Here is a 22,841-nt window from a genome sequence, read left to right as displayed (position 1 = left end):
TAAGTAAGAGTGTCGCGGAGGCGACCCGCGGACTCATGTCTGCCGTGCGCATACCGCTACTGCCAATCGCAGGAGGAACCACCCATGCACAAGCACAATAAACTGTTGTTATCCGTCCTCGTCGTTTTTATCGCGGCCCTGCTCGGCGCCGGGAGCGCCGCAGCCGGCGATAAACCGTTTGAACGGTTTGGCGATCACCAAGTGTTTTTCAGCGTTTACAACAGCAGTTTCATCAAACCCGACATCGCCCGGATCTACAATATAACCCGCGGCAAAGACCGTGCCCTGATCAATATCGCCGTGGTCAAGGACGGCGTGCAGGGCGGCATACCGGCGCAGATCAGCGGCACCGCCACCAACCTTATGCAACAACAGCGAAAACTGGAGTTTTCCGAAATCCAGGAACAGGACGCGGTGTATTATCTCGCCTCGGTACGCTTCACCAACGAGGAGGTGCTCAATTTCGCCATCGACGTTAAAATGCCGGGCAATCGCCGCCCCTACCAACTGAAGTTCACCAAAACCCTTTATGTCGACAACTGATGCCCCCACCATCGTCCTGGCCAGCGGCAACACCGGCAAGCTGCGGGAGTTTCGTCACCTGCTGGCGGATTACCCTGTCGAACTGCGCCCACAAGCGGCGTTTTCGGTGCCGGATATTGCCGAGACCGGCCTCACGTTCGTGGAAAACGCGCTGCTGAAGGCCAGAAACGCCTGTGCTCACAGCGGCAATGCCGCTATTGCCGACGATTCCGGTATCGAGGTCGACGCCTTACAAGGCGCACCCGGTATCTATTCGGCGAGATTTGCCGGCGCCGGCGCCAGTGATGCCGACAATAACGCCCTGCTGCTGGAGCGCCTGCGTTCGGTGCCCGAGCGCGAGCGCACTGCGCGCTTTCAGTGCCTGCTGGTTTATCTGCGGCACAGCGAAGACCCGACCCCCGTCATCTGCCAGGGCACCTGGGAGGGCCGGATTCTGAGCGCGCCGAGCGGCGCCAACGGCTTCGGTTACGATCCGCTGTTCTGGGTCCCTGAAACCGGCTGTAGCTCGGCCGAACTCGACAGCTCGGTAAAAAACACCCTCAGTCACCGCGCCCGCGCCATGCAACAGCTCCTGCAGCATCTTCAGCAGCGCCCGCAATTACTCCCTCGAGCCCCGGCACCAGCGGCAGCCGACAGCGACGCCCGGCGGTGACACCCATCTCGCCACCGCCACCGCCACCGCTGTCGCTCTATATCCATATCCCCTGGTGCGTGCGCAAATGTCCCTACTGCGACTTCAACTCCCACGCGGCGGGGCCGCAGTTACCCGAGGCCGAGTATGTGGCCAGGCTGTGCGACGATTTACAGCAAGACCGGGCCCTGGCCCGCGGCCGCAAGCTGGCGTCGATCTTTATCGGCGGCGGCACGCCCAGCCTGTTCTCCGCTGCAGCGATCGGCGAGATTCTGGCGGCGGCCGAGAGTCTGGTGGGGTTCGGCGAGGCCATCGAAATCACTCTGGAAGCCAATCCGGGCACGGCTGAGCAACGCAAATTCAGCGATTTCCGCGCCGCCGGCGTCAATCGCCTGTCGCTTGGTGTGCAGAGTTTCGAAGATGAGAAACTGCGCCGCCTGGGTCGTATTCACTCGGGCCGCGAAGCGCTGGTGGCGGTGGATATAGCCCGCCGCGCCGGCTTCGACAATATCAACCTCGACCTGATGTACGGCCTGCCGTCACTGCCCCAGGACACTGCGGTTGCCACCCTGGCCAACCTGGGACAGGCACTGACCGATCCTGAACCTGGGACTGAACCTGGGACAGGCATCGTGGGGACAGGCATCGACTCTGTGGCCAACCCGGTGGCCAACCCGGGACAGGCACTGACCGATCAACCTGGGACAGGCACCGACTCGGCCAGCCCGGGACGGGCACTGGCGCTCGAACAGTCCCTTGCAGACCTGGAGCAGGCGCTGGCGCTGGCGCCCACTGAACCTGGTGGTGAACCTGGGACAGGCACCGACTCAGCCACTGAACCTGGCACCGGCCAGCCCGGGACACGGCCTGAACCTGGGACAGGCATCGACTCTGCTGACTCTGACTTAGTGAACCTGGGACAGGCACTGACCGCAGTACTGACCGACCTCGACTCGGGGCCAGGGCTGAACTCAGACATGAACCCGGGACAGGCACTGGCGCTCAAACAGTCCCTCGCAGACCTGGAGCAGGCGCTGGCGCTGGCGCCTGAGCACTTATCCTGGTATCAGTTGACCATCGAGCCCAATACCGAGTTCTACAGCCGCCCGCCGCAGGTGCCCGACGGCGATACCCTCGCCGATATCCAACAACAGGGCGAAGCGCTGTTGCAGGCTAATGGTTTTTACCGCTATGAGGTCTCGGCTTTTGCCCGCCCGGCACGCCAGTCTGTCCACAACCGCAACTACTGGGAGTTCGGCGACTACCTGGGTATCGGCGCCGGCGCCCACAGCAAGGTCACCAGGGCGGACGGCACTGTGGAAAGACTGCGCAAAACCCGTCAGCCGCAGCACTACCTCTACACCGGCAGGCAATTTATCGCGGGCCGCCAGACGCTCACTCACAGTGAGCTGCCCCTGGAGTTTATGATGAATGCCCTGCGCCTCACGGAAGGAGTGTCGCAGCGGCTGTTTTCGCAACGCACCGGTATGGCGCTCGAGGCAATTGCCGACCCCCTGCGCCGGCTGCACGAGCGAGGACTAATGACGCCGGACCCGCAGCGGTTGCAGACTACGGCAACCGGCCTGCGCTTTCTCAATACGGTGCTGGAAGCCTTTATGTCAGATAAGCGGCCCTCCTGATACCGCCGGTCCAATAAACCGGCCCGCCGCGCCGGCACCGGGCGCCTGTCTGACTGTAATCCGACCGTCATTCCTACAGGCCTTTATTTATCGGCAATTCGCGAAAGCTACTGCTACAATTAGGGCTCCTGACCGCCGCAACCGGGACTGAACGCCCTTCATGCTGAACCTGACTCGCTACAGCCGCGAGAACCCCATCGCCACCAAGTTGTTGGGGTTGATCGTGTTGAGCAGCTCCATCATCGCCCTGATAGCGATCCTGTTGCAGCTCTATGTCAGTTTCAATGACGATGTCTCCGCGCTGGAAAAACGCCTCGACCAGGTACGCATCAGCACGCTGCCCAGCATTACCAAAAGCCTCTGGGGTTTCGACGAAGAGCAACTCAACGTCCAAATCCAAAGCGTGCTCGAGGTCGAGGATGTAGCCCAAGTGACGGTGATCTGGCGCGACTGGAACAATGTGGAGCAAGCCATGATGGCCAGTTCCATGAACATGGAAGTGGAGGAAGGACAAGACGCCGTGTTGATCAGGGAATACCCACTGCTCTACAGCGACGCCAACACTCCGGAACAGGAACTTGGCAAGCTGGTCATCACCGCCAGCCTGCGTGGTGTTTACGACAAGCTGTGGGAACGCGCCTGGTTTATCGCCGCACTGCAGGGCACAAAAACACTGTTGGTATCGCTGTTTATTCTGTGGCTGGTGCGCAGTCTGTTGACCAAACACATGGAGACCATCGCCCACTACGCCCGCCAGCTTACTCTCGACAACCTGGCCACGCCACTGCGGTTAAAACGACCCAAGTCAGAGCCCGACAGCCCCGATGAACTCGACAATGTGGTCGACGGCTTTAACCAGATGCGCGAGACGCTGTTGGAAGATATCGAACAGCGCAACGCCATGGAGATGGCGTTGCTGGCAGAAAAAGAAGAAAAAATGGAAAGTCGGCGGCAAAAAGCCGCGGCGGAATCCGCCAACCGGGCCAAGAGCCAGTTCCTCGCCACCATGAGTCACGAAATCCGCACGCCGATGAACGGTGTGATCGGCATGGTAGAACTGTTGCGCGACACGCCACTGAACGAAACGCAGCAACATTACCTCGATGTGATCCACCGCTCGGGCGAAACCCTGCTCGATATCATCAACGATATCCTCGACTACTCCAAGATAGAAGCCGGCAAAATGGAGCTGGAACAGGCGTCTTTCAATCTCGAGGACCTGATCGAAGACTGCACCCAGTTGTTCGGCGCCGCGGCCAATAAACGCCGCATCGAACTGATCGGCAGCGTCAGTCCCACCACACCGCTTTACCTGCAAGGCGACCCCACTCGCCTGCGCCAGATTCTCATCAATCTGCTCGGCAATGCCTTTAAGTTCACCACCAGCGGCTACGTGGCCCTGACGGTGAGCCGCGATCTGCAGAGCGAGCTAGAGCATCCCTTAATCCGGTTCTCGGTGCGCGACAGCGGCATTGGTATCACGGCGCAATTACAGGAAAATTTGTTTGAATCCTTTAGCCAGGCCGACAGCTCCACCACGCGCAAATACGGCGGCACCGGACTGGGCCTGGCGATCTGCAAAAGCCTGGCGGAAATGATGGGCGGTGAAATCGGTGTGGAAAGTGAACCCGGCCAGGGTTCCACCTTCTGGTTCACCGCGCGCTTTGCGTTGAGTCACGCCGATGGCGACGCCCCCCTGCCGGCGGCCGGCGTGCGCAGCAAAGATGTGATCGCGGCACTGGCCGGTACCCGCCTGCTGATCGTCGAGGACAATCAGCTGCTCAACGAGGTTTTAGCTCACCACTGCCAGAGCTGGGGCGTGGCGACAGAGCTGGCCGCCAGCGGTGCGGAGGCTTTCGAGAAACTGGAAGCCTCGCTGCAAACCCGGCAGCCTTTCGATTTTATTTCCCTCGACTACGAGTTGCCGGACACGGACGGTCTCAGTCTGGCGCGGGACATTCAACAGCAGTCGCGATTTGCCGGACCGCGCCTGTTTATGTTGACCGGCACTGATGTACCCCTGAGCAGCGATGTGCTGGCCGAGCGCAAAATTCACAAAGTGCTGCGCAAACCCATTTCACCCAGGCAACTCAAACGGGAACTGGCAACGCTGTTGGGCACTGCGGTGAGCAGCGATAAAGAAACGATCGACACTGCGCAGACCTACGCGACCTTTGCCGACCTGCGCCTGTTGGTGGCCGAAGACAACGCGGTCAACCGCATGGTGATCAAGGGCCTGCTCGGCAAACTCGACATCGAGCCGACGGTGGTTGAAAACGGCCTGGATGCGCTGAACAGCATCATTGAGGCGGAAAAGCCGTTTGATCTCGTGCTGATGGACTGCGAGATGCCGGAAATGGACGGCTTTGAAGCCACCCGGCGCATTCGCGAGTACGAACAGTCCACCGGCCTCACCGCCACCCCCATAGTTGCACTCACTGCCCACGCTATGCAGGAGCATCGCGAAGCGGTATTTGAGGCGGGGATGAGCTATTACCTGTGCAAGCCTGTCACTATGGACGATCTGCAAAAAGCCTTTGAAAAACTGGGGGTGGTGAGATCTCCTTCCCAGGCGATGTACTAGTGCTTCGACCGGGAAATATTTTCACTTCGATGGCACTTAGGTTTCGATCCGGGCATAACCTCTCGGGACACGCCGTTGATACATACCTGTAGGTTCTGCGCCAGCATCCCTGCTGGCGAAGGTCTCAAAGGGCTATGCCCGGATCGAGACCGGCCGGTTGAGGACACCGAGGCATCAAGCCGTCACAACGTCAACAGCAACTCCCGCCGGCACTGCCCCCGGCGTGCACGCCGCCTTTTGTCTCTGACGCCGGGCGCCGGGTACCCGCCGGTTTGCAAAAGCAACCGTGATCAACCGCAGTGGCCGGTTCAATACCGATAAAATGTTCTGCGAAAACAGCGTGCCGCAGTAATTCATAGGTGCGTTTGGACACGGCGATCCGCTCTCCCCTGGGAAAGACATTGCCCAGATCGTCGCAGACTTCGCTGAACGGGCCGCGATAAATCACCGCCTGGCCGGCATCACTGAGCGGCTCGCGGGCAGGCTTCACCGCGGTCAGGGTGACAGAGCGAAACTCAATGCCCTCGACCACCTGCCAGGCCTGCGCTTCCCATTTGTCGTAAGCAACTGCCACAAAGCCAGCGTCGAGAAACGCCTGCAAAAAGCTTTGCTCCTGGAAAGCACCGGATATGCAGCCGCTCCACAGGGCCGCATCCTGCTGTAGATGGGACGGCACTGCCTCGTCACTGACAATATCGGAAATCGCCACCCGGCCGCCCGGTTTCAAGACGCGAAATATTTCACTGACCAGTTGCTGTCGGTCCCGCTGTGCCACCAGGTTGAGCACACAGTTGGAAACCACCAGATCGACACTGTCGCCGGCAATCAACGGACGCTGTTGTCGCTGTTCGGTCTTCCAGGCTTCGAGCGCCTGCAGGGAGTTTACGTCAGTGACCGGACGGGCGGCGAGAAAGTCTTCCATGGCGGCTACATCGAGAGCCAGGTCCTGAATGTAACCCTTTTTGAATTCGACCCGGTCGCCGCCCAGTTTGCGCGCCATCTCAGGCTGGTACTTGCGCGCCAGGGCCAGCATGTCATCGGTCATATCCACACCGATAACGCGCCCCCCGGCACCGCTGATCTGCGCCGCCATATAACAAATTTTGCCACCGCCGCTGCCGAGGTCCAGCACTGTGTCACCGGCCTGAACATACCTTGACGGATCGCCACAACCGTAGTCCTTGTCAATGATTTCCTGCGGCAGCATCTGCAACAGTTGCGTATCGTAATCGACCGGGCAACACAGCGCTTCCTGACGCGCCTGCGCCCCTTCGCTGTAGCGGCTTTGTACATTTGCTTCCACACTCATGATCTTACGGTCTCGCTCTGTGTCGAATTGACGCCGGCGCCGCCGCGGCGCTGCCAGGCGTGGTATTTTTCCACCCAGCCCAATAATCCTTCGGGCTTGCGTGCTTTTTTCCAAACACCCGCCGCGTACTTGTTGGCCTCGGAAAGCGTCGGATAGATATGCACAGTCGCCAGGATTTTATTCAAGCCGATGCCGTGTTTCATCGCGGTGATAAATTCCACAATCAATTCTGCGGCGTGGTACCCAACGATGGTGGCGCCGAGGATTTTATCACTTCTAGCCCGGGTCAGTACCTTCACAAAACCGCGATCTTCATCGTCGGCAATAGCGCGATCGAGATCATCGATGCCGTACACCGTCACCTCGTAGTCGATCCCCTGTTGCCGGGCGTCGGTTTCGTTGAGACCGACCCGGCCCACTTCCGGATCGGTGAATGTCGCCCAGGGCACAACACTGTAATCGACTTTGAACTTTTTAAACCGGCCAAACAGCGCGTTGACCGCCGCGTACCAGGCCTGGTGGCCGGCCATATGGGTAAATTGATAAGGCCCGGTCAGATCGCCGCAGGCATAGATGTTGGGGTAACGGGTGCGCAGGTATTCATCCACTTCCAGAGTCCCCTGCGGCGTGGTGGTTATACCCAGGTCTTCCAACCCCATATTCTCCACGTTGGCTTTGCGGCCGACGGCCACCAGCAGCTGGTCGAACTCCACGTCCACCGGCACGCCGTCGCGATCGAAACGGGCAATCTGCCGCTCGCCTTCGCGCCGAAAGCCCACCGCTTTATGGCCTACCAGAACCTCGATACCCTCACGCTCAAAAGTGGCGGCCACATAGTCGGACACGTCTTCGTCCTCGCGCGGCATAATGCGCGGGGCCATATCCACCAGAGTAACGCCGGTGCCCAGGCGGCTGAAAGACTGCGCCAGCTCGCAACCGATAGGCCCGGCGCCCATAACCAGCAACCGCTCGGGTTGCTCGCGCAATTCCCACAACGTATCCGATGTCAGGTAACCGGTCTGCTCGATACCGGGTATCGGCGGCACAAACGGGCGGGCACCGCTGGCCAGCACAATATTGCGGGTGGTGATAACCCGGTTCCCGACCTGCACCGCATAAGGTGACAGCACCTTGGCATCACCGGCCACACACTCCACGCCCATTTCTGTGTAGCGCTCGACCGAGTCGTGGGGCTCGATCTTTTTGATCACCTTCTGCACCCGCTCCATCACCCCGGCGAAGTCCACTGTGCCGCGTTCGGCACGCAGGCCAAATTGGGTCGCACGCTCAATATAGTGGTTGATTTTGGCGGAGCGAATCAAGGCCTTGCTCGGCACACAACCGGTGTTCAGGCAGTCTCCACCCATCCGGTGCCGCTCAATCAGCACAACTTTGGCCTTGACGGTGGCGGCGATCAGGGCGCTGACCAGACCGGCACTGCCGGCGCCGATGACTACCATATTGTTGTCGAAGGATTTCGGCTTGGGGTAGGGTTTGTATAACTGGTAATTGCGCAACCTGCCCATCAAGGCACGGGCCAGAAAGGGAAAGGCCGCCAGCAGCAAAAAGGCGCTGATGATACCCGGCGTCAGTATGCCACTGGCGCTGAGTTCCTCCACTGCGCCCAATTCAGCACCGGCATTCACATAAACGAAAGTACCGGCCAGCATACCGAGCTGACTTACCCAGTAAAAAGTCCAAGTGCGAATCGGCGTCAGGCCAAACGCCAGGTTGATAACAAAGAACGGGATAATGGGGATAAGCCGCAGGCTGAACAGATAAAAGGCGCCGTCTTTCTCAACGCCCCGATTGATCGTTTGCAGTTGAGCGCTGAATTTTTCCTGCACCCAATCGCCCAACAGAGTGCGCGATACGGCAAACGCCAGGGTAGCCCCCACACTGCTGGCAAACGAAACCAACAGCAGCCCCCACCAGAGGCCGAAAATCGCCCCGCCAATCAGGGTCATAATCGCCGCACCCGGCAGCGACAGACCGGTGACCACCACGTAAATGGCGAAATACAGGCCCGCCGTCAGCACCGGCTCCTCCGTGACCCATTCCCTGAATTGGTCCAGCGACAGGTATTGTTGGCCGTTAAAGACAAAAAAAGCGGTTATGGCGGCCACCACAACGCCGAGGACAATCAGTTTTTTCAAGGTCATAATGTTCTTCTTTTCTTAACCATTAGCAGGGGGTTTTGCGCTACTATTTACGCTCTGAATGACCGGGTTTGACGGTATTGGGTCTGACAAGTTCCTGCCCGGCCATGCAACCTCAGTGTCATAGTAGCGTCATAAGTCTGTAATAGCTTACTCCTTCACCCGCTTTTTATCGGATCTGCCATGCCCAACGACCTCAGTCTCAGCAGCCACGGCCCCGCCAGTCAGAGCCTCAGCCCAAGTCAGAGCCTTAGCCCAAGTCAGAGCATCAGTCTGGACAACCCGGACTACTATATCAATCGCGAGCTGAGCCACCTGCAATTCAACCAGCGGGTGCTGGCCCAGGCGCTGGACGAGACCCACCCGCTGCTGGAGCGGCTGAAATTCCTGCTGATCTTCAGCTCCAACCTCGACGAATTCTTCGAAATTCGGGTCGCCGGGCTCAAACAGCGGATCAAGATGCAGCGCGAGTCCACCGGACCCGACGGTATGCAGCCCACCGAGGTGCTGGAGAAAATCACCGGCATCTGCCTCGATGTGGTGCAACAACAGTACACCACCCTGAACGAGGTATTGATTCCGGCGCTGGCGGAGGAAAATATCCGCTTCCTGCGCCGGCGTCAGTGGACCGAAGAACAGGCCCAGTGGGTAGAGAAGTACGTTGATGAAGAAGTGACCCCGGTAATCAGTCCCATTGGCCTCGACCCGGCTCACCCGTTCCCGCGGCTGGTCAACAAAAGCCTGAACTTTATCGTGTCACTGGAGGGCAAGGATGCGTTCGGGCGGGAGACCGGCCTGGCCATTGTGCCCGCGCCCCGCTCCCTGCCGCGACTGATCCGACTGCCCGATGAGCTGTGTCAGCCCGGCGATAACTTCGCGTTCCTGTCCTCAGCCATCCACGCCCATGTGGACAAGTTTTTTACCGGCATGACGGTCAAGGGCTGTTACCAGTTTCGCATCACCCGCAACGCCGACCTGGATGTGGACACCGAGGGGGTGGAGGACCTGGCTCGGGCGCTGCGGGGCGAACTGCACTCGCGCCGCTTTGGCACCGCAGTGCGCCTGGAGGTGGCGGATAACTGCCCGAGCCCGCTGACGGACTTTCTGCTGCAGGAGGTGGGGTTGACCGAGGCCGAACTCTATCGCGTGAATGGTCCGGTCAACCTGAAACGACTAATGGGGCTGCCGGAACAGGTCAACCGCCCGGATTTGCTCTACCCGCCCTTTACACCGGGTATGCCCAAAGGGCTGAGTCGCAAAGACAACATATTCGAAGCCCTGGCACGGCGGGACTACCTGCTGCTGCACCCGTTCGAGTCCTTCACCCCGGTGGTGGAAATACTGCGCCAGGCGGCCAAAGACATCAATGTCGTGGCCATCAAACAGACCTTGTACCGCACCGGCAACCGCTCCCAGATAGTGGACGCCTTGATCGAGGCAGCCCGCAACGGCAAGGAAGTCACCACAGTGGTGGAACTGCGCGCCCGCTTCGACGAGGAGGAAAACCTCGAACTGGCCAGTCGCCTGCAGGAGGCCGGAGCGGTGGTGGTATACGGTGTGGTGGGCTATAAAACCCATGCCAAGATGGTGCTGATCGTGCGGCGCGAGCAGGGTCAGCTAAAGCGCTACGTACACCTGGGCACCGGTAACTACCACACCGGCAACGCCCGCCTCTACACAGACTACTCACTGTTGTCATCCGACCAGAGCCTGGCCAAAGATGTGCACAAGGTTTTTCACCAGCTGACCGGAATGGGCAAGACCGAGCGCATGACCAAGATACTGCACGCCCCATTCACCCTGAAGCGACAACTGCTGAAGTTGATTGAGGCGGAGGCCCGAGCTGCCGAGGACGGCAAGCCGGCGCGGATCATCATCAAGGCCAACAGCCTCACGGAGCCCAAAGTCATCCAGGCGCTGTACCGGGCCTCTCAGGCGGGCGTGAAAACCGATCTGATTATTCGCGGTATGTGCTGTCTGCGCCCGGGCATCAACGGTGTTTCGGACAATATTCGGGTTTTTTCGGTAATCGGTCGGTTCCTGGAGCACACGCGAACCTACTACTTCCAAAACGGCAAACCCACCACCTATTGCGCCAGCGCCGATCTGATGGAGCGCAACCTCAACCGGCGCGTGGAGACCTGTTTTCCCATCGAAAAACCCTCCCTGGCCAACCGCCTGATGGAAGACCTGGAAACCTATCTGGAGGCCGATACCCAGCGCTGGGAGCTGACCGCGGGCGGCGAGTACCAGCTTGGCAGCACCGGCGAGGGCCCGCCCGCCCAGTCCGTGCTGTTGCAGCGACTGAGCGACTACACGCCCCCGGCCAGCCGCGACGATACTCTATCCTTATAACATATAAGACTTGTCCCGGGCCCTGCCAATCCTTATCATGCGCAGTGCTCCGGCGCTCACCCAGTGGCGGAGTATTCAACCTTTTTAGTCCTACCCGGGCAGCTCACCCACCGATTAGCGGAGATAGTAGATTATGAGTGATGCAATTGTGCACGTATCCGATACCAGCTTTGAAGACGACGTACTCAAAGCGGAGGTACCTGTATTGGTCGATTTCTGGGCCGAGTGGTGCGGACCATGCAAAATGATTGCCCCGGTTTTAGACGATCTGTCCGGTGAGTATGCCGGCAGGATGAAAATCTGCAAAATGGACGTCGACAGCAATAAGCAAACCCCGGCCAAGTTCAATATTCGCGGTATTCCCACCCTGATGCTGTTCAAGGGCGGCTCCATGGAAGCCATGAAAGTCGGCGCCCTGTCGAAGGCACAGCTAGTCGAATTTATTGACAACAGCCTCTGATGGAACCGTTATCGGACCACCCGGGACGGATACAAAGAATTCTGGGTGGCCTTTGCACTACCCGTTATTTGCCGCTATACTGTCGGAAATCGCAATTTGTCCTGCCTTCTCCTGAGCCCAATCACAGCTACGCATACAGGCTAGCTAGGGGTAGTGGTTAACATACAGCCGTTAATACAGTTAGTAGTTAACACCGTGAGCAGTTAACACAGTTAGCTCGGCCACCCCTCAGAGCCAAAATCCTGTTAAGTAGCCTTAATAACTTAGGCAGAGCTATCCGTTGGATGGAACGCTATTTTACCCGGTGCTACTAATATACTAACCAGTCATAGTAATAGCCCGAACATAGTAATAGCCTAAAGTCGTTGACGACCGTTGGGCAGTTAAACGGCCGTGATTAACTGGCGATATGGAATTCCAGCGACTATTTTAATTTTAGAGCTATGCTTGATACAGCTTACTCGGAAACAGACACTGCATTTGGAAACTACCTGATATATTAATCCTCAACAGCCTATAGCCAAACACAGCGTTTGTCCGGTCGTAAGGCACGAGATGATAACGCCGATAAAGATGCTTTCTTCAGTGGGCAACAATAAACAGGGCTTGATAAAGGCTGCAGAGGTAACTGCAGAAGCACAGTTGACGAAACATAAGTTAAAGAACTTAGTTGAAGCGACTTACAGTTGAAGAAACTTAGCTGCAGAAACAAGACCGCTGTAAACCGCCACAACTGTAAGAGAGTTAAGGCGCCGTTGGCAGATGGTAGTGTCATGGACGTAACTTGAAACCGCAGATTTAATCCACAATAGTACTAAGTAAAGAATTCAAAAAAATAGTGTAAATAGGCCGGCTACCCGTCGGCTAATCCTAACCATTCCCAAATTATTTATAACGCCTAAGCAATCCTATGAATTTAACCGACCTGAAAACCAAGCCCATTGAAGAACTGATTGAAATTGCCAAAGACATGGGCCTGGAAAACCTGGCCCGCTCGCGCAAGCAAGACGTCATCTTCAACATTCTTAAACGCCATGCCAAGAGCGGCGAGGATATTTACGGCGACGGTGTGCTGGAGATACTTCAGGACGGCTTTGGTTTTCTGCGCTCCGCTGACAGCTCCTATCTGGCCGGACCCGATGACATTTACGTGTCCCCGAGTCAGATTCGGCGCTTTAACCTGCGCACCGGCGACACCATTTCCGGTAAAATCCGGCCGCCGAAAGAGGGCGAGCGTTATTTCGCGCTGCTGAAAGTCAATGAGATCAACTTTGACAAACCCGAAAACTCCCGCAACAAAATCCTGTTCGAGAACCTTACCCCCCTGTTCCCGGACGACCGCCTGGTACTGCAGGCCGGCAACGGCTCCACCGAAGACCTTACCGGTCGCATCATCGACCTGGTTTCGCCAATCGGTAAGGGCCAAAGGGGCTTGATTGTGGCGCCGCCGAAAGCCGGCAAGACCATTATGATGCAGAATATCGCCCAGTCGATTATCCGCAACAATCCGGAATGCCATATGATCGTCCTGCTGATCGATGAGCGCCCGGAAGAGGTGACGGAAATGCAGCGTTCGGTAAGGGGTGAGGTGGTTGCCTCCACCTTCGACGAGCCGCCGTCGCGTCACGTGCAGGTGGCGGAGATGGTCATCGAAAAAGCCAAGCGTCTGGTGGAACACAAAAAAGACGTGGTGATTCTACTCGACTCCATCACCCGACTTGCCCGCGCCTACAACACAATTGTGCCCTCTTCCGGCAAGGTATTGACCGGTGGTGTGGATGCCCACGCGCTGGAGCGGCCCAAGCGCTTTTTCGGTGCGGCGCGCAATATCGAGGAGGGCGGCAGTCTCTCTATTGTTGCCACAGCACTGATCGATACCGGTTCAAAAATGGATGAAGTGATTTACGAGGAGTTTAAAGGCACGGGCAACCTCGAACTCCACCTGGACCGCAAAATTGCCGAGAAGCGGGTCTACCCCGCCATCAATATTCGCCGCTCCGGCACCCGCCGGGAAGACCTGTTGATGAAAGAGGATGAAATGCAACGGGTGTGGATACTGCGTAAACTGCTCCACGATATGGAAGACGTTGCCGCCACGGAATTTCTGGTAGACAAGCTAAAAGATTTTAAAACCAACGACGATTTTTTCCTGTCCATGAAACGCAAATGATCCGCCAACCCCGGGGTATGCTGAGCCAGTAGATGAAATATAAGGATCTGCGCGACTTTATCGCGCTACTGGAACAGCGCGGCGAGCTCAAACGTATCGCCACCGCCGTTGACCCAAAGCTCGAAATGACAGAAATCTGCGACCGCACCCTGCGTGCCGCCGGCCCCGCGCTGTTGTTTGAAAATCCCGTCGGCTCGGATATCCCGGTGCTGTGCAACCTATTCGGCACGCCGGAGCGGGTTGCTCTCGGTATGGGCGAAACCTCGGTGGCCGCCCTGCGCGAAGTGGGCAAACTGCTGGCGATGCTGAAAGAGCCGGAGCCACCCAAGGGGTTCAAAGATGCCTGGAGCAAATTACCTCTGTTCAAACAAGTATTGAACATGGGACCAAAGCTGATTGGCAAACCCGACTGCCAGCAAGTGGTACTGAGTGGCGACGAGGTCGATCTGCACCGACTGCCGATCCAGACCTGTTGGCCCGGCGATGCCGGACCGCTGATTACCTGGCCATTAGTGGTCACTCGCGGCCCCCAGAAAGAGCGGCAAAACCTGGGCATCTATCGCATGCAACTGATCGGCAGGAACCGCTTGATCATGCGCTGGCTCAGCCACCGCGGCGGCGCTCTGGACTTTCGCGAGTGGCAAGAGGCTCACCCCGGCGAACCCTTTCCGGTGTCGGTGGCATTGGGCGCCGACCCGGCGACCATTCTCGGCGCCGTCACGCCGGTGCCCGATACCCTCTCAGAGTACGGTTTTGCCGGACTATTGCGCGGTGGAAAAACCGAAGTGGCAAACTGCCTGAGCAATAACCTGCAGGTGCCCGCCAGCGCGGAATTTGTGTTGGAAGGTCATATCGCGCCCGACGACAAGGCTGCAGAGGGCCCCTTCGGCGATCATACCGGCTACTATAATGAGGTCGATCACTTCCCGGTTTTTACCGTGGAAAAGATCACTCACCGCCGGCAACCCATCTACCACAGCACCTATACCGGTCGCCCGCCCGACGAGCCGGCTGTGCTCGGTGTGGCCCTGAATGAAGTTTTCGTGCCGATTCTGCAAAAGCAGTTTCCTGAGATTGTCGACTTTTACCTACCCCCCGAGGGTTGCTCCTATCGACTGGCGGTGGTCACCATGAAGAAACAGTACCCGGGTCACGCCAAACGCGTGATGATGGGGGTCTGGTCTTTCCTGCGCCAGTTTATGTATACCAAGTTCGTTATCGTTACCGACGACGATATCAACGCCCGCGACTGGCGTGATGTTATCTGGGCCATGACGACCCGTATGGACCCGGCCCGGGATACCGTGATGGTGGAGAGTACACCGATCGACTACCTCGATTTTGCCTCGCCGATCTCCGGCCTGGGTTCGAAGATGGGGTTGGATGCCACCAACAAATGGCCGGGGGAAACGCAGCGGGAATGGGGGACACCTATCGAGATGGACAGTGCGGTGAAAGCCCGGGTTGATGAGCTTTGGGAGGAGTTGGGTATTCAGGTCGACTAAATAATATTTTCTTCTGGTTTGCCGCCGACAGGAATTACAATATCTCGTTCTTCAATACCACTTTCTTTTATGTTGACACTGGTTTAAGCAATAATCCTAAAAATTCACAAAAACCCGGATTTTCCCTATGGCGTTGGCGCTTTTTAGAGTATAACGCGTCGGCTTGAATGAATTGTTAGGCCCGGCGCCGACAGGCACAACGTTCATGTGGGTTTGCCAGAAGCGTGGCTAGAGAAGAATGTGATGACATGCCCGGTCGGTTCGCGGACAGTAAAGATCTCATGATCTATGGCCGGACGGGCCTCGATGGGTGAAGGAGCAAGCCCTACAGATTTGAATCTTTCGTGAGTCGCATGAAGATCATCAACCATCAGGTCGAAGGGAGCATCTCCCGTTACGACTGTGTCTTTTCGCATCAGGATGAGGTGTGTGCCGCCCCGCATCTCGTAGACCGACACCTCAGGCCCATCAAAGATAGGACGCATACCGATAGTGCGCATGAACTGGGAAGACCTCTCCATGGAGTTTGTTTCCAAGACGACGTGAGCCACGCCTACTGAAGGACGTCGTGCCTCATTCAAGCCCTTTTCATAACGCCATACTTCGAGGGGAAACACTCCATCCGGAGTTGGCAACTGACTGGTCATGTTTCCGACGCGGTTCCAGCCGTGCTTCTCGTAGAATTTTGCGGCCCGCGTATTTCCAATCGCACACGCGAGCCAAGCAGTTTGGACGCCAAGAGAGCTGAGGCGCTCCTCCGCATCAGTGAGTAGAGCTGCTGCGAGACCCGAACCTCTCGCACTTGCCGAAACATACAGTTGATAGAGTTCATCATCGCTGGTGATGCAGAGTCCAAGCGGCTCATCAGGCGAGCCCGCAACTCGCACGTTCTGAAGGTTTGATTGAAGTCTGTGCCTAAAGCTTTCGAGCGTCCGATGCCGGGCGAGTTCTGCAGGCAAAATCCGAGCATGAGCATCTTGCCAGCCGTCATACCAAATGCTCGCCAGCAGGTCTAACTCCGCTTCCGTGGCTGTTCTTACATTCATTGCTGCTTCTCCAACTAAACTGCTAGCGATGTCTTTAGCGGCCTAACGTCTTTCTTTGGGGCATTTTGGTTGGCGCTGTTTTTAAGCGACGACCAAAATATCCTTCAACACAAACTTGTTAAGGCTTTTTTAGTCGTATACACCGGCCCCATTTGGATTGAGGGTTTCTGCATCACCACAAGATTCTATTGCCGCATAAGTTCGAAACTTCTTTTTAGAAGTTAGACTGACAAGAGCCGTTGATTGAATTAGCTCAAAGTTTGGCTCATTGAGAGATACGGAGATTGAGCCGCTTTCCGGGTTGCAGCCTAAAGCACCTCCTTCAAATACAAGGAGTAAACAAGCTCCATTGCTAGGCCCACACGAAACTGAACTATCAAGAACATGAACGCCACTGATCGGATTCTTACCTACATATCCCCGGGTTGCTAAAGCGTTTGAAGAAATAAAAATAGATAGGATTACAGTTATAATGATTTTATACATTCTCTCAATTTACTCCTAAAAAATTAACGACTGTAACACGGGAAAATTTGAAGCGTAGCGGAATATTTTTCCCTGTGGTTACGCTTGTTATGCTGCTCTAATAAAGGGAGCCAAATGCGAATTGTAATTTACTTTACCCAGAGGAACTCCTTTCATTCGCATAATGTTGTAAGCCGTGACCAAATGAAAATAGAAGTTTGGGATTAAAAAGTCTTGAATGTAGTTGATTCCTTCTAATTCAAGATATTGATCGCCACCGATGTTTATTCGTTTTATTTCTGAAAACTTTGACTCCTTTAACTCCAGCCCTTCGAGTTGAGATTTCGTTCTTTCAATCAAATCTCTTGCCATTGTTAAGGAATCAAGTTCAGGAGATAAATTACTAGATTCCTGATTCCTACACCAAAGCGAAAAATTACATGGTTGATCACATGTATAGGCGATTTGCGCGCCAAAAGGAAGCATATCGTCAATGAGATCAAAACCTAATATGGATTCTGCATTTTCATTGAAGTACCGTTCAGAAATGTCGAGAATATGTCCAAGAGTAGTTAGCCTAGATGAAAATAGACCTACAAAGTTGTTCGTTAATTCTTTTGACATGGTATTACCACCTTACTTTAGAAAGCATAACGTCGCCAACAAAGGCTGAGCGCTTTTTGCGAGGTCCAGGCACCGCGTTTTTCGGGGTGCGGAACCTGACCCGCTTTTGCACACACCGTATTGTTAAACACACATTCTACACTCAAATTCAGCTGGTGTAATATACCCGAGCTTAGAATGTGATCGTTCGTAGTTGTAGTAGCGCATAAATTGGATGATTATGCCCCTTAACTGCTCTACCGTTTTGAACGCCTTCACCTTGATACTTTCTGTCTTAAAATCCTGAAAGAAAGATTCTATGTGAGCGTTGTCGTTCAATCGTAAACACGGCACATCAGAGAGATTTTGTGTTGTGCTCGATTTAGGTCGATGAACTCGAAAACTTCCCTTTTTGTTGCAAAGAGTGCTGGATGGCTTTTTTTAAAAGGGTATGCTCTTCTTTGAGCAAATTATGCTCGCGCTCCAGCTTCCGCAGGCGCTTTAGCTCGGACTTAACTTCAGGGTCTATTTGGATATTTTTCTTTTTCACTTTTATCTGCCCTCGACGCATTTCCATACGCCAACGATATAGCATCACCTCGTGAATATCGAGTGCTTCGGCGACATGATTCGCCTGCACACCAGGCATCTCTGTTAACGATACCGCTGTTGCCTTAAAGTCGTCATCGTAAAAGTTGTAGTGCTTTCTTCTGGCTTTCTCTATCGTTGTGCTTACATTTCTGACGGAGTAGATCGATATGCAGAACCCCCGACTCTAGCTCTGCCAAAGTTTTGTAGTCGAACATTAGCTCCCAGCCGCAAAACATTTGGCCGATATTTTGTGCTGCATGCTTAAGTCTCTTGATGCTCATGACGATTCATAACGCCGCTATAAAGGGCCGGAGTTTTGTTGATTTGTTTGTTCTAGCGTAGCGTTAAAGCACAAAACAAGCAACGAAACGGAGGTCCTAGCCAGTTTACTGGCGATCTTTGATAGCCTTGTTATGTGTTCTCTTCAACGTAGCTGCCAGTAACGACGCCTGTGGGACACTTAGTATTTTTAAGCAATGAATTAGTAATGCGAACGATAGTTTGCTCTTTATCCCATCCATGACTCTGATTTAAGCCATTCGCAATATGCTGGATACTATCTGCAAGTAGTTCGCCCCATGCATCTCTTTCATCGACCTCACATTCTTCGGCGTCTTCCCACATGCCCAACAATAGAGACACATGTAAATCCTCGTGAGCCAGCCATATGCGGATCATTTCCGTTGAGTCATCATCACCTTCGATTCCCGTAGGCGTTCTTAATTCTCGCATTTTTTATTTTTCTCCTAACACATAACGCCTTGCTCATCGGCGAGCCGAAGGCGAGTCCGGTGGAGGCGCTGTAAGCGCCGGAACGAAATGCAGCAGCTTGTTATAGACCGCCTTCATTCAACTGCTTTACATACTCGAGAGCCCTTTGGTAGAAAGCCTCCTGCGTTTTCATATACAGCAGGCTCTCCTTTATGACTTCTATCGTCTCTTCTTCAGATAAATATAACTCACCATTTTCCTCTCGTATCAAATTCATTCTATCCTCCAGATATTGTTCGGTAGGTTCTTGCCCCATAATTGATAGTAGCTTTGCGTCGTTTTTTCGAGGGTTTTTGATTCTATATTCTACCGCTGTTTTCATGAATGAAACTCCCGACTCACTCAACGACCAAGGAGACGGAACCTGGTGAAGGAGCCAGTGATTCTCTAAATGTTGACCGAAGTAAGAGATGTTCGAGTCAATTGTAGCTTCAGCAGCCTCCTTAGACTCTCCCTCCTGAAACTCGCCTCTTTCGTAGCTAAATATACGGTATCGAGCCCCATGAGCTTCAAGACCCAATGCATAAAGAGCACCTTGCCCGAGGCCAACGTACATTCCTCCAAAAAAACACGAAATAGATAGAGAAAGCATAATCGCTATTTGTATTACTCTATGCATTGCATAAAAACCTATAATGACAAGCTTAGAGGCCGTAGTGTAGGAGCGAAGCGACGAAACGGAGGTCCCAGCCGCGTTTTTCGCGGCGACTACAGCGCCTTGTTAAATTTGGGGCTGACATTCAACCCACACCCTTTGCCCTGGATGATGTAGAGCAATATCCTCTAGGGCACTATCTATAGCTGCTTTGTCATCTGTAGCTATTTCATATGTAAAATTGGTTAGATCAACGCCTAGCTCACGCAACTGCCTCATTTCTATATCTGTGAGCACGCCAGCCCCTACCCACACAGGGCACCTTTTTATTTCTATGATGGATTTTAATTCCTGAAACCCATCTCTTGTAATTGCGAATATCACCATTGTGAAATTTAACGCCTGCATTTGGGGCCGGAGCACGCAGTGCGGAGGTACCAGCCCACGAAGTGGGCGAACAACATGCACTTGTTATGTGTTTTCTGCACGCACTACAGTCCCGTTACTGATTTTGTATTTACTAAAATTGATATCACTCTCCTTTGGCCTGCGGACACACCGTTTGTCTTTAGGATCGCTGACACCGATTTTTAAAAAATTAAGCCTGCCTTCCTCGAGAGATATATAGTTTGGCCCACCCCAACATTCACCTGTCTCAAGGTCATCCTGGCCATCATCTTCCCAGAAGCAGATCCCACATATTTCGTAATTACAGATCTCCCCTAATGTTGCATATCCACAGCATGGACACACAAAAAGTCCGTTGATGGCTTGCTCTCTCTTCATACTCGATTACACATAGCGCCCACAGCACCGGGTAATTTGGAGCGTAGCGGAAAATTGCTCTGTGTGCCTGTGCTTGTTATATCTGTGCCAAAACACAATCAACTTCCGTTTCCACTAGCCATTTTGACTCAATGAAGCGGCTAACCTCAACAAATGTGCATGCCGGCCTGATTTTAGAGAAGAGTTCCCCATGTGCTTTCGCTGCCTCTTCCCAACGAGATATGTCGGTGAGCATAATACGAGTTCTGATTACATCACCTAGTTTTCCACCAGCCTCTTCAATAGCTTGGATAGATAACTCCAAACAATATTTAGTTTGGCCATATACATCACCAACATGTGCGGTTTTACCATTTTTTATTGGAGCAGTACCGGAGACAGAGATTACATTCCCAACTCTGCATGCCCTTGAAAAACCAATTGGCTCTTCTAAATGAGAGCCCGAACTAACCAATTTTCTCATTCGCTTCCTCTAAAGATATAACGCCGCGTTCACCGGTTTGTCCGGTGCAACACTTTGTTAGCACTTAGTCGCTGTTTGGCCACGTTAAAACTGCCTCATTTGCACTAACACCTTTGACTGTGCCGTTAAGAGTGCCTCTTAAATTTACATGCAACCAAGATTCCTTGGATGCCCCCAATTTTTTCCAGTTTATATCAACGTCGCTCGTGAATGGAGAGTTGTTAAGTAGTCGCTGTATCTTTTCAGCGGTATCCTGATCAATTACTCCAGGATTTCCCTCTCGAAATAAGCCACATAAATTATCGGTCAGAGATTCTTTTGGATTATCAAGCGGAATATCGTACTCGATAGGTACAATACTACCCTCCATTTCAAGGGAATCACATTCGCTTCCACCAACCTGATTCGTATACACCACTCCAGTACTATCTGGAATTATCAGTGCCGCTTGAGTTAGACTAAGTAATTCGACTCTCATTTTTGTGCTAACGCCCGCATTTACGGCTTGTTTGGAGTGCAGCGGAAAACAAGTCCGCCAACATGCGCTTGTTAAAAGGCATTGGCACGCTCCGCTTCGTTTAGTTTCTTTAATGCGAACTCGCCCCTTTCGGATACAGGGTGAGATTTATCTGAAGCAAACTGTTCAGCTAACACCCGAGCCACATCCCCTAGATTACCTAGCTCTCGAATCAGAATCTCTGCTGAAACTCGTCTAACGATAGATGAGCGATCTTCAGAAGATCTTTTAAGTATTTCGAGCAGCGGAGTCTGAGTGTTCAATTTTCGTTCTGATACGATGGGTTTTAGTTTTCCTTCACAGTATCTTATGTCCGTCCACTCCCATTTGCGACCTTCGATCCATACAATTCGCCCTTCAAATAAGCTACGGTATGCTTTAGCTCGAACCGAAGGCTGAATTGCAGAAGTAGCTATTTCTTCAATTTTTCCATCAAGTATCGGCGTGCGACCAAGCTGCGAAAAGAGTGATGGCATAGGCCCAGAAGCCGATGAAATTAATTTAGACCGAAGGGCCTTTGCTATTTCCTCTTCACAAATAATTTGCAGAAGAACCTTTTTATCTGCTTCTTCTATCCTGCCCCACGAGTTCCAATTGGAAAGGGCGATACATAGCGCTTCAACTACATATCTAGGATCAGTCGATCTTGCTATTTCAGAAAGCTTTTCCCTTGCGGCCTTACGAACTTGGGGCACCCAATCGTTGAGTCTACGAACAGCAAGAGAAAAAAAGAAAGTATTCGGAGCCGCCCCTGACAAAGCTCGCAGAGCTTTTTCGCGCTTGTAACCATCACAGCTGATTAGGTCAAGCCAAGTCACTAATTCCTTAGGTTTTGGCCATACCTTCCACTTTGGAGGATTTAAATTTCTTAGTGCAGAAGAAAATTCTGAACGAATCAATCGTTCCCAGTAGTCAAAGCTCGAAAGAGGCAATTTATTCGTCACATCAATTAGTGCAGACATATCAGCCACGACCTTGCTTTCCGAATTTATCGAGTGAGCAAAGTCATTTACTGCCGAAATAATTTTCTCTTCCATAATCTGCAATTATTGCACCTACTGCGCGAGCCTCTTAACGCCTGCAGCAACGGCCGTATTGGAGCAGCGAAGCTGCGGAATGGAGGTCCAGCCCCGCAGGGGCGTTGTTGCCTGCACTTGTTATGTGTTTAACCACAGTCGCCTCCGGAGCACCCACCATCTGAACCACCGCCACCACTAAAGAAGCTGGTGCCATCAGATTTGGTATGTAAGTTTGGCAGAACCTTTTTGGGAACAAAGAGTACCCCAAAAGAGGAATTAACCAAACAAGTAAATATGAGAGAGTACGCTCATTTTTTGTTGAGACTTTTGAGCGAGCAATATCTTGCGACACCTTGATGTTCACATAAAGAACAAGGAATACAAATACTACGGCTATTGCTGCTAATATATTCATATTCGACTACACATAACGCCAGTAGCGCGGCAGCTATGGAACCGCATAGCGGTGGAATAGCTGTTCGCTAGCTGCTTTGGTTATGCCTTAGTTTTTACTAGGGCCTGTTCACACTAATTTTGATAGAATGTGCGCCTATGGAAATCACGAAAGCACAATTCAAAATTATTGAACATCTCCTGCCAATACAGAGGGGAAATGTAAAAATACCGAA

At 53.7% G+C, this 22,841-nt stretch carries 22 protein-coding genes; 8 read left to right on the top strand and 14 right to left on the bottom strand.

The features are described from left to right. The first annotated feature begins 84 nt into the window (after positions 1–84). From FKG94_RS22775 to FKG94_RS22760, 4 genes are all read left to right on the top strand, one after another. A complete protein-coding gene (locus FKG94_RS22775) occupies positions 85–543 on the top strand; it encodes a DUF4426 domain-containing protein (RefSeq protein WP_142929259.1) in 459 nt (152 codons plus the stop codon). Further along, the gene (gene rdgB / locus FKG94_RS22770; protein ID WP_142929258.1) at positions 530–1,195 is read left to right on the top strand and encodes an RdgB/HAM1 family non-canonical purine NTP pyrophosphatase; all 666 of its coding nucleotides are present in this window, start codon (positions 530–532) and stop codon (positions 1,193–1,195) included. Before FKG94_RS22775 ends, rdgB begins: the two co-directional genes overlap by 14 nt. Then, positions 1,192–2,814, top strand: a complete 1,623-nt coding sequence (gene hemW / locus FKG94_RS29450; protein WP_142929257.1) for a radical SAM family heme chaperone HemW — start codon at positions 1,192–1,194, stop codon at positions 2,812–2,814. Before rdgB ends, hemW begins: the two co-directional genes overlap by 4 nt. Before the next feature lie 160 nt (positions 2,815–2,974). After that, positions 2,975–5,398 carry a response regulator gene (locus FKG94_RS22760; RefSeq protein WP_142929256.1) on the top strand — a complete coding sequence of 808 codons (2,424 nt, stop codon included), beginning with the start codon at positions 2,975–2,977 and terminating at the stop codon, positions 5,396–5,398. Positions 5,399–5,588: 190 nt separating this feature from the next. Here FKG94_RS22760 and FKG94_RS22755 read toward each other — a convergent pair whose 3' ends face one another. Then, positions 5,589–6,707, bottom strand: coding sequence for a methyltransferase domain-containing protein (locus FKG94_RS22755; protein WP_142929255.1), 1,119 nt, complete (start codon positions 6,705–6,707; stop codon positions 5,589–5,591). Further along, complete coding sequence (locus FKG94_RS22750) at positions 6,704–8,869, bottom strand: FAD-dependent oxidoreductase (protein WP_142929254.1); 2,166 nt, start codon at positions 8,867–8,869, stop codon at positions 6,704–6,706. The genes FKG94_RS22755 and FKG94_RS22750 overlap by 4 nt, the downstream gene beginning before the upstream one ends. A 180-nt stretch (positions 8,870–9,049) precedes the next feature. Here FKG94_RS22750 and ppk1 point away from each other — a divergent pair, with 180 nt between their 5' ends. The 4 genes from ppk1 to ubiD all read left to right on the top strand — a co-directional run bounded on the left by ppk1 (position 9,050) and on the right by ubiD (position 15,356). Beyond that, positions 9,050–11,221 carry a polyphosphate kinase 1 gene (gene ppk1, locus FKG94_RS22745; protein ID WP_142929253.1) on the top strand — a complete coding sequence of 724 codons (2,172 nt, stop codon included), beginning with the start codon at positions 9,050–9,052 and terminating at the stop codon, positions 11,219–11,221. Positions 11,222–11,354: 133 nt separating this feature from the next. Further along, the gene (gene trxA / locus FKG94_RS22740; protein ID WP_142929252.1) at positions 11,355–11,681 is read left to right on the top strand and encodes a thioredoxin TrxA; all 327 of its coding nucleotides are present in this window, start codon (positions 11,355–11,357) and stop codon (positions 11,679–11,681) included. A 910-nt stretch (positions 11,682–12,591) separates the two neighbouring features. After that, positions 12,592–13,851, top strand: a complete 1,260-nt coding sequence (gene rho, locus FKG94_RS22735) for a transcription termination factor Rho (RefSeq protein ID WP_142929251.1) — start codon at positions 12,592–12,594, stop codon at positions 13,849–13,851. Between the two features lie 32 nt (positions 13,852–13,883). Continuing rightward, the gene (gene ubiD / locus FKG94_RS22730; protein WP_142929250.1) at positions 13,884–15,356 is read left to right on the top strand and encodes a 4-hydroxy-3-polyprenylbenzoate decarboxylase; all 1,473 of its coding nucleotides are present in this window, start codon (positions 13,884–13,886) and stop codon (positions 15,354–15,356) included. A 203-nt stretch (positions 15,357–15,559) separates the two neighbouring features. Here the strand turns inward: ubiD and FKG94_RS22725 are convergent, their stop codons facing one another. From FKG94_RS22725 to FKG94_RS22670, 12 genes are all read right to left on the bottom strand, one after another. Further along, positions 15,560–16,402 (bottom strand): GNAT family N-acetyltransferase, encoded by an 843-nt coding sequence (locus FKG94_RS22725; RefSeq protein ID WP_142929249.1) that lies wholly within the window; start codon positions 16,400–16,402, stop codon positions 15,560–15,562. 129 nt (positions 16,403–16,531) lie between these two features. Next, the gene (locus FKG94_RS22720; protein WP_142929248.1) at positions 16,532–16,888 is read right to left on the bottom strand and encodes a hypothetical protein; all 357 of its coding nucleotides are present in this window, start codon (positions 16,886–16,888) and stop codon (positions 16,532–16,534) included. 87 nt (positions 16,889–16,975) lie between these two features. Further along, positions 16,976–17,491, bottom strand: a complete 516-nt coding sequence (locus FKG94_RS22715; RefSeq protein ID WP_142929247.1) for a DUF1993 domain-containing protein — start codon at positions 17,489–17,491, stop codon at positions 16,976–16,978. A gap of 123 nt (positions 17,492–17,614) precedes the next feature. Further along, positions 17,615–17,824 (bottom strand): integrase core domain-containing protein, encoded by a 210-nt coding sequence (locus tag FKG94_RS29640; RefSeq protein WP_142929246.1) that lies wholly within the window; start codon positions 17,822–17,824, stop codon positions 17,615–17,617. 28 nt (positions 17,825–17,852) lie between these two features. Then, positions 17,853–18,194, bottom strand: a complete 342-nt coding sequence (locus FKG94_RS22705; RefSeq protein WP_281284277.1) for a transposase — start codon at positions 18,192–18,194, stop codon at positions 17,853–17,855. A 278-nt stretch (positions 18,195–18,472) separates the two neighbouring features. Then, positions 18,473–18,793, bottom strand: a complete 321-nt coding sequence (locus FKG94_RS22700; RefSeq protein WP_142929244.1) for a DUF5076 domain-containing protein — start codon at positions 18,791–18,793, stop codon at positions 18,473–18,475. A gap of 100 nt (positions 18,794–18,893) precedes the next feature. Continuing rightward, positions 18,894–19,451, bottom strand: coding sequence for a hypothetical protein (locus FKG94_RS22695; protein WP_142929243.1), 558 nt, complete (start codon positions 19,449–19,451; stop codon positions 18,894–18,896). A gap of 447 nt (positions 19,452–19,898) precedes the next feature. After that, positions 19,899–20,213 (bottom strand): CPCC family cysteine-rich protein, encoded by a 315-nt coding sequence (locus FKG94_RS29635; RefSeq protein WP_142929242.1) that lies wholly within the window; start codon positions 20,211–20,213, stop codon positions 19,899–19,901. 76 nt (positions 20,214–20,289) lie between these two features. Continuing rightward, positions 20,290–20,676: a RidA family protein gene (locus FKG94_RS22685; RefSeq protein WP_142929241.1), complete on the bottom strand. Its 387-nt coding sequence runs from the start codon at positions 20,674–20,676 to the stop codon at positions 20,290–20,292. A 64-nt stretch (positions 20,677–20,740) separates the two neighbouring features. After that, entirely contained in the window at positions 20,741–21,154 is a 414-nt protein-coding gene (locus FKG94_RS22680; RefSeq protein ID WP_142929240.1) for a DUF6210 family protein, read from the bottom strand. Positions 21,155–21,225: 71 nt separating this feature from the next. Beyond that, positions 21,226–22,230 carry a hypothetical protein gene (locus FKG94_RS22675; RefSeq protein WP_142929239.1) on the bottom strand — a complete coding sequence of 335 codons (1,005 nt, stop codon included), beginning with the start codon at positions 22,228–22,230 and terminating at the stop codon, positions 21,226–21,228. A 34-nt stretch (positions 22,231–22,264) separates the two neighbouring features. Further along, positions 22,265–22,627 carry a hypothetical protein gene (locus FKG94_RS22670; protein ID WP_142929238.1) on the bottom strand — a complete coding sequence of 121 codons (363 nt, stop codon included), beginning with the start codon at positions 22,625–22,627 and terminating at the stop codon, positions 22,265–22,267. Positions 22,628–22,841: the final 214 nt, after the last annotated feature.

The organism is Exilibacterium tricleocarpae (assembly GCF_007004655.1).
In the GTDB taxonomy this organism is placed as follows: Bacteria; Pseudomonadota; Gammaproteobacteria; order Pseudomonadales; family Cellvibrionaceae; genus Exilibacterium; species Exilibacterium tricleocarpae.
The sequence above is the reverse complement of the archived record's forward strand: the minus strand, read 5'-3'. Positions and strand labels throughout refer to the sequence as shown.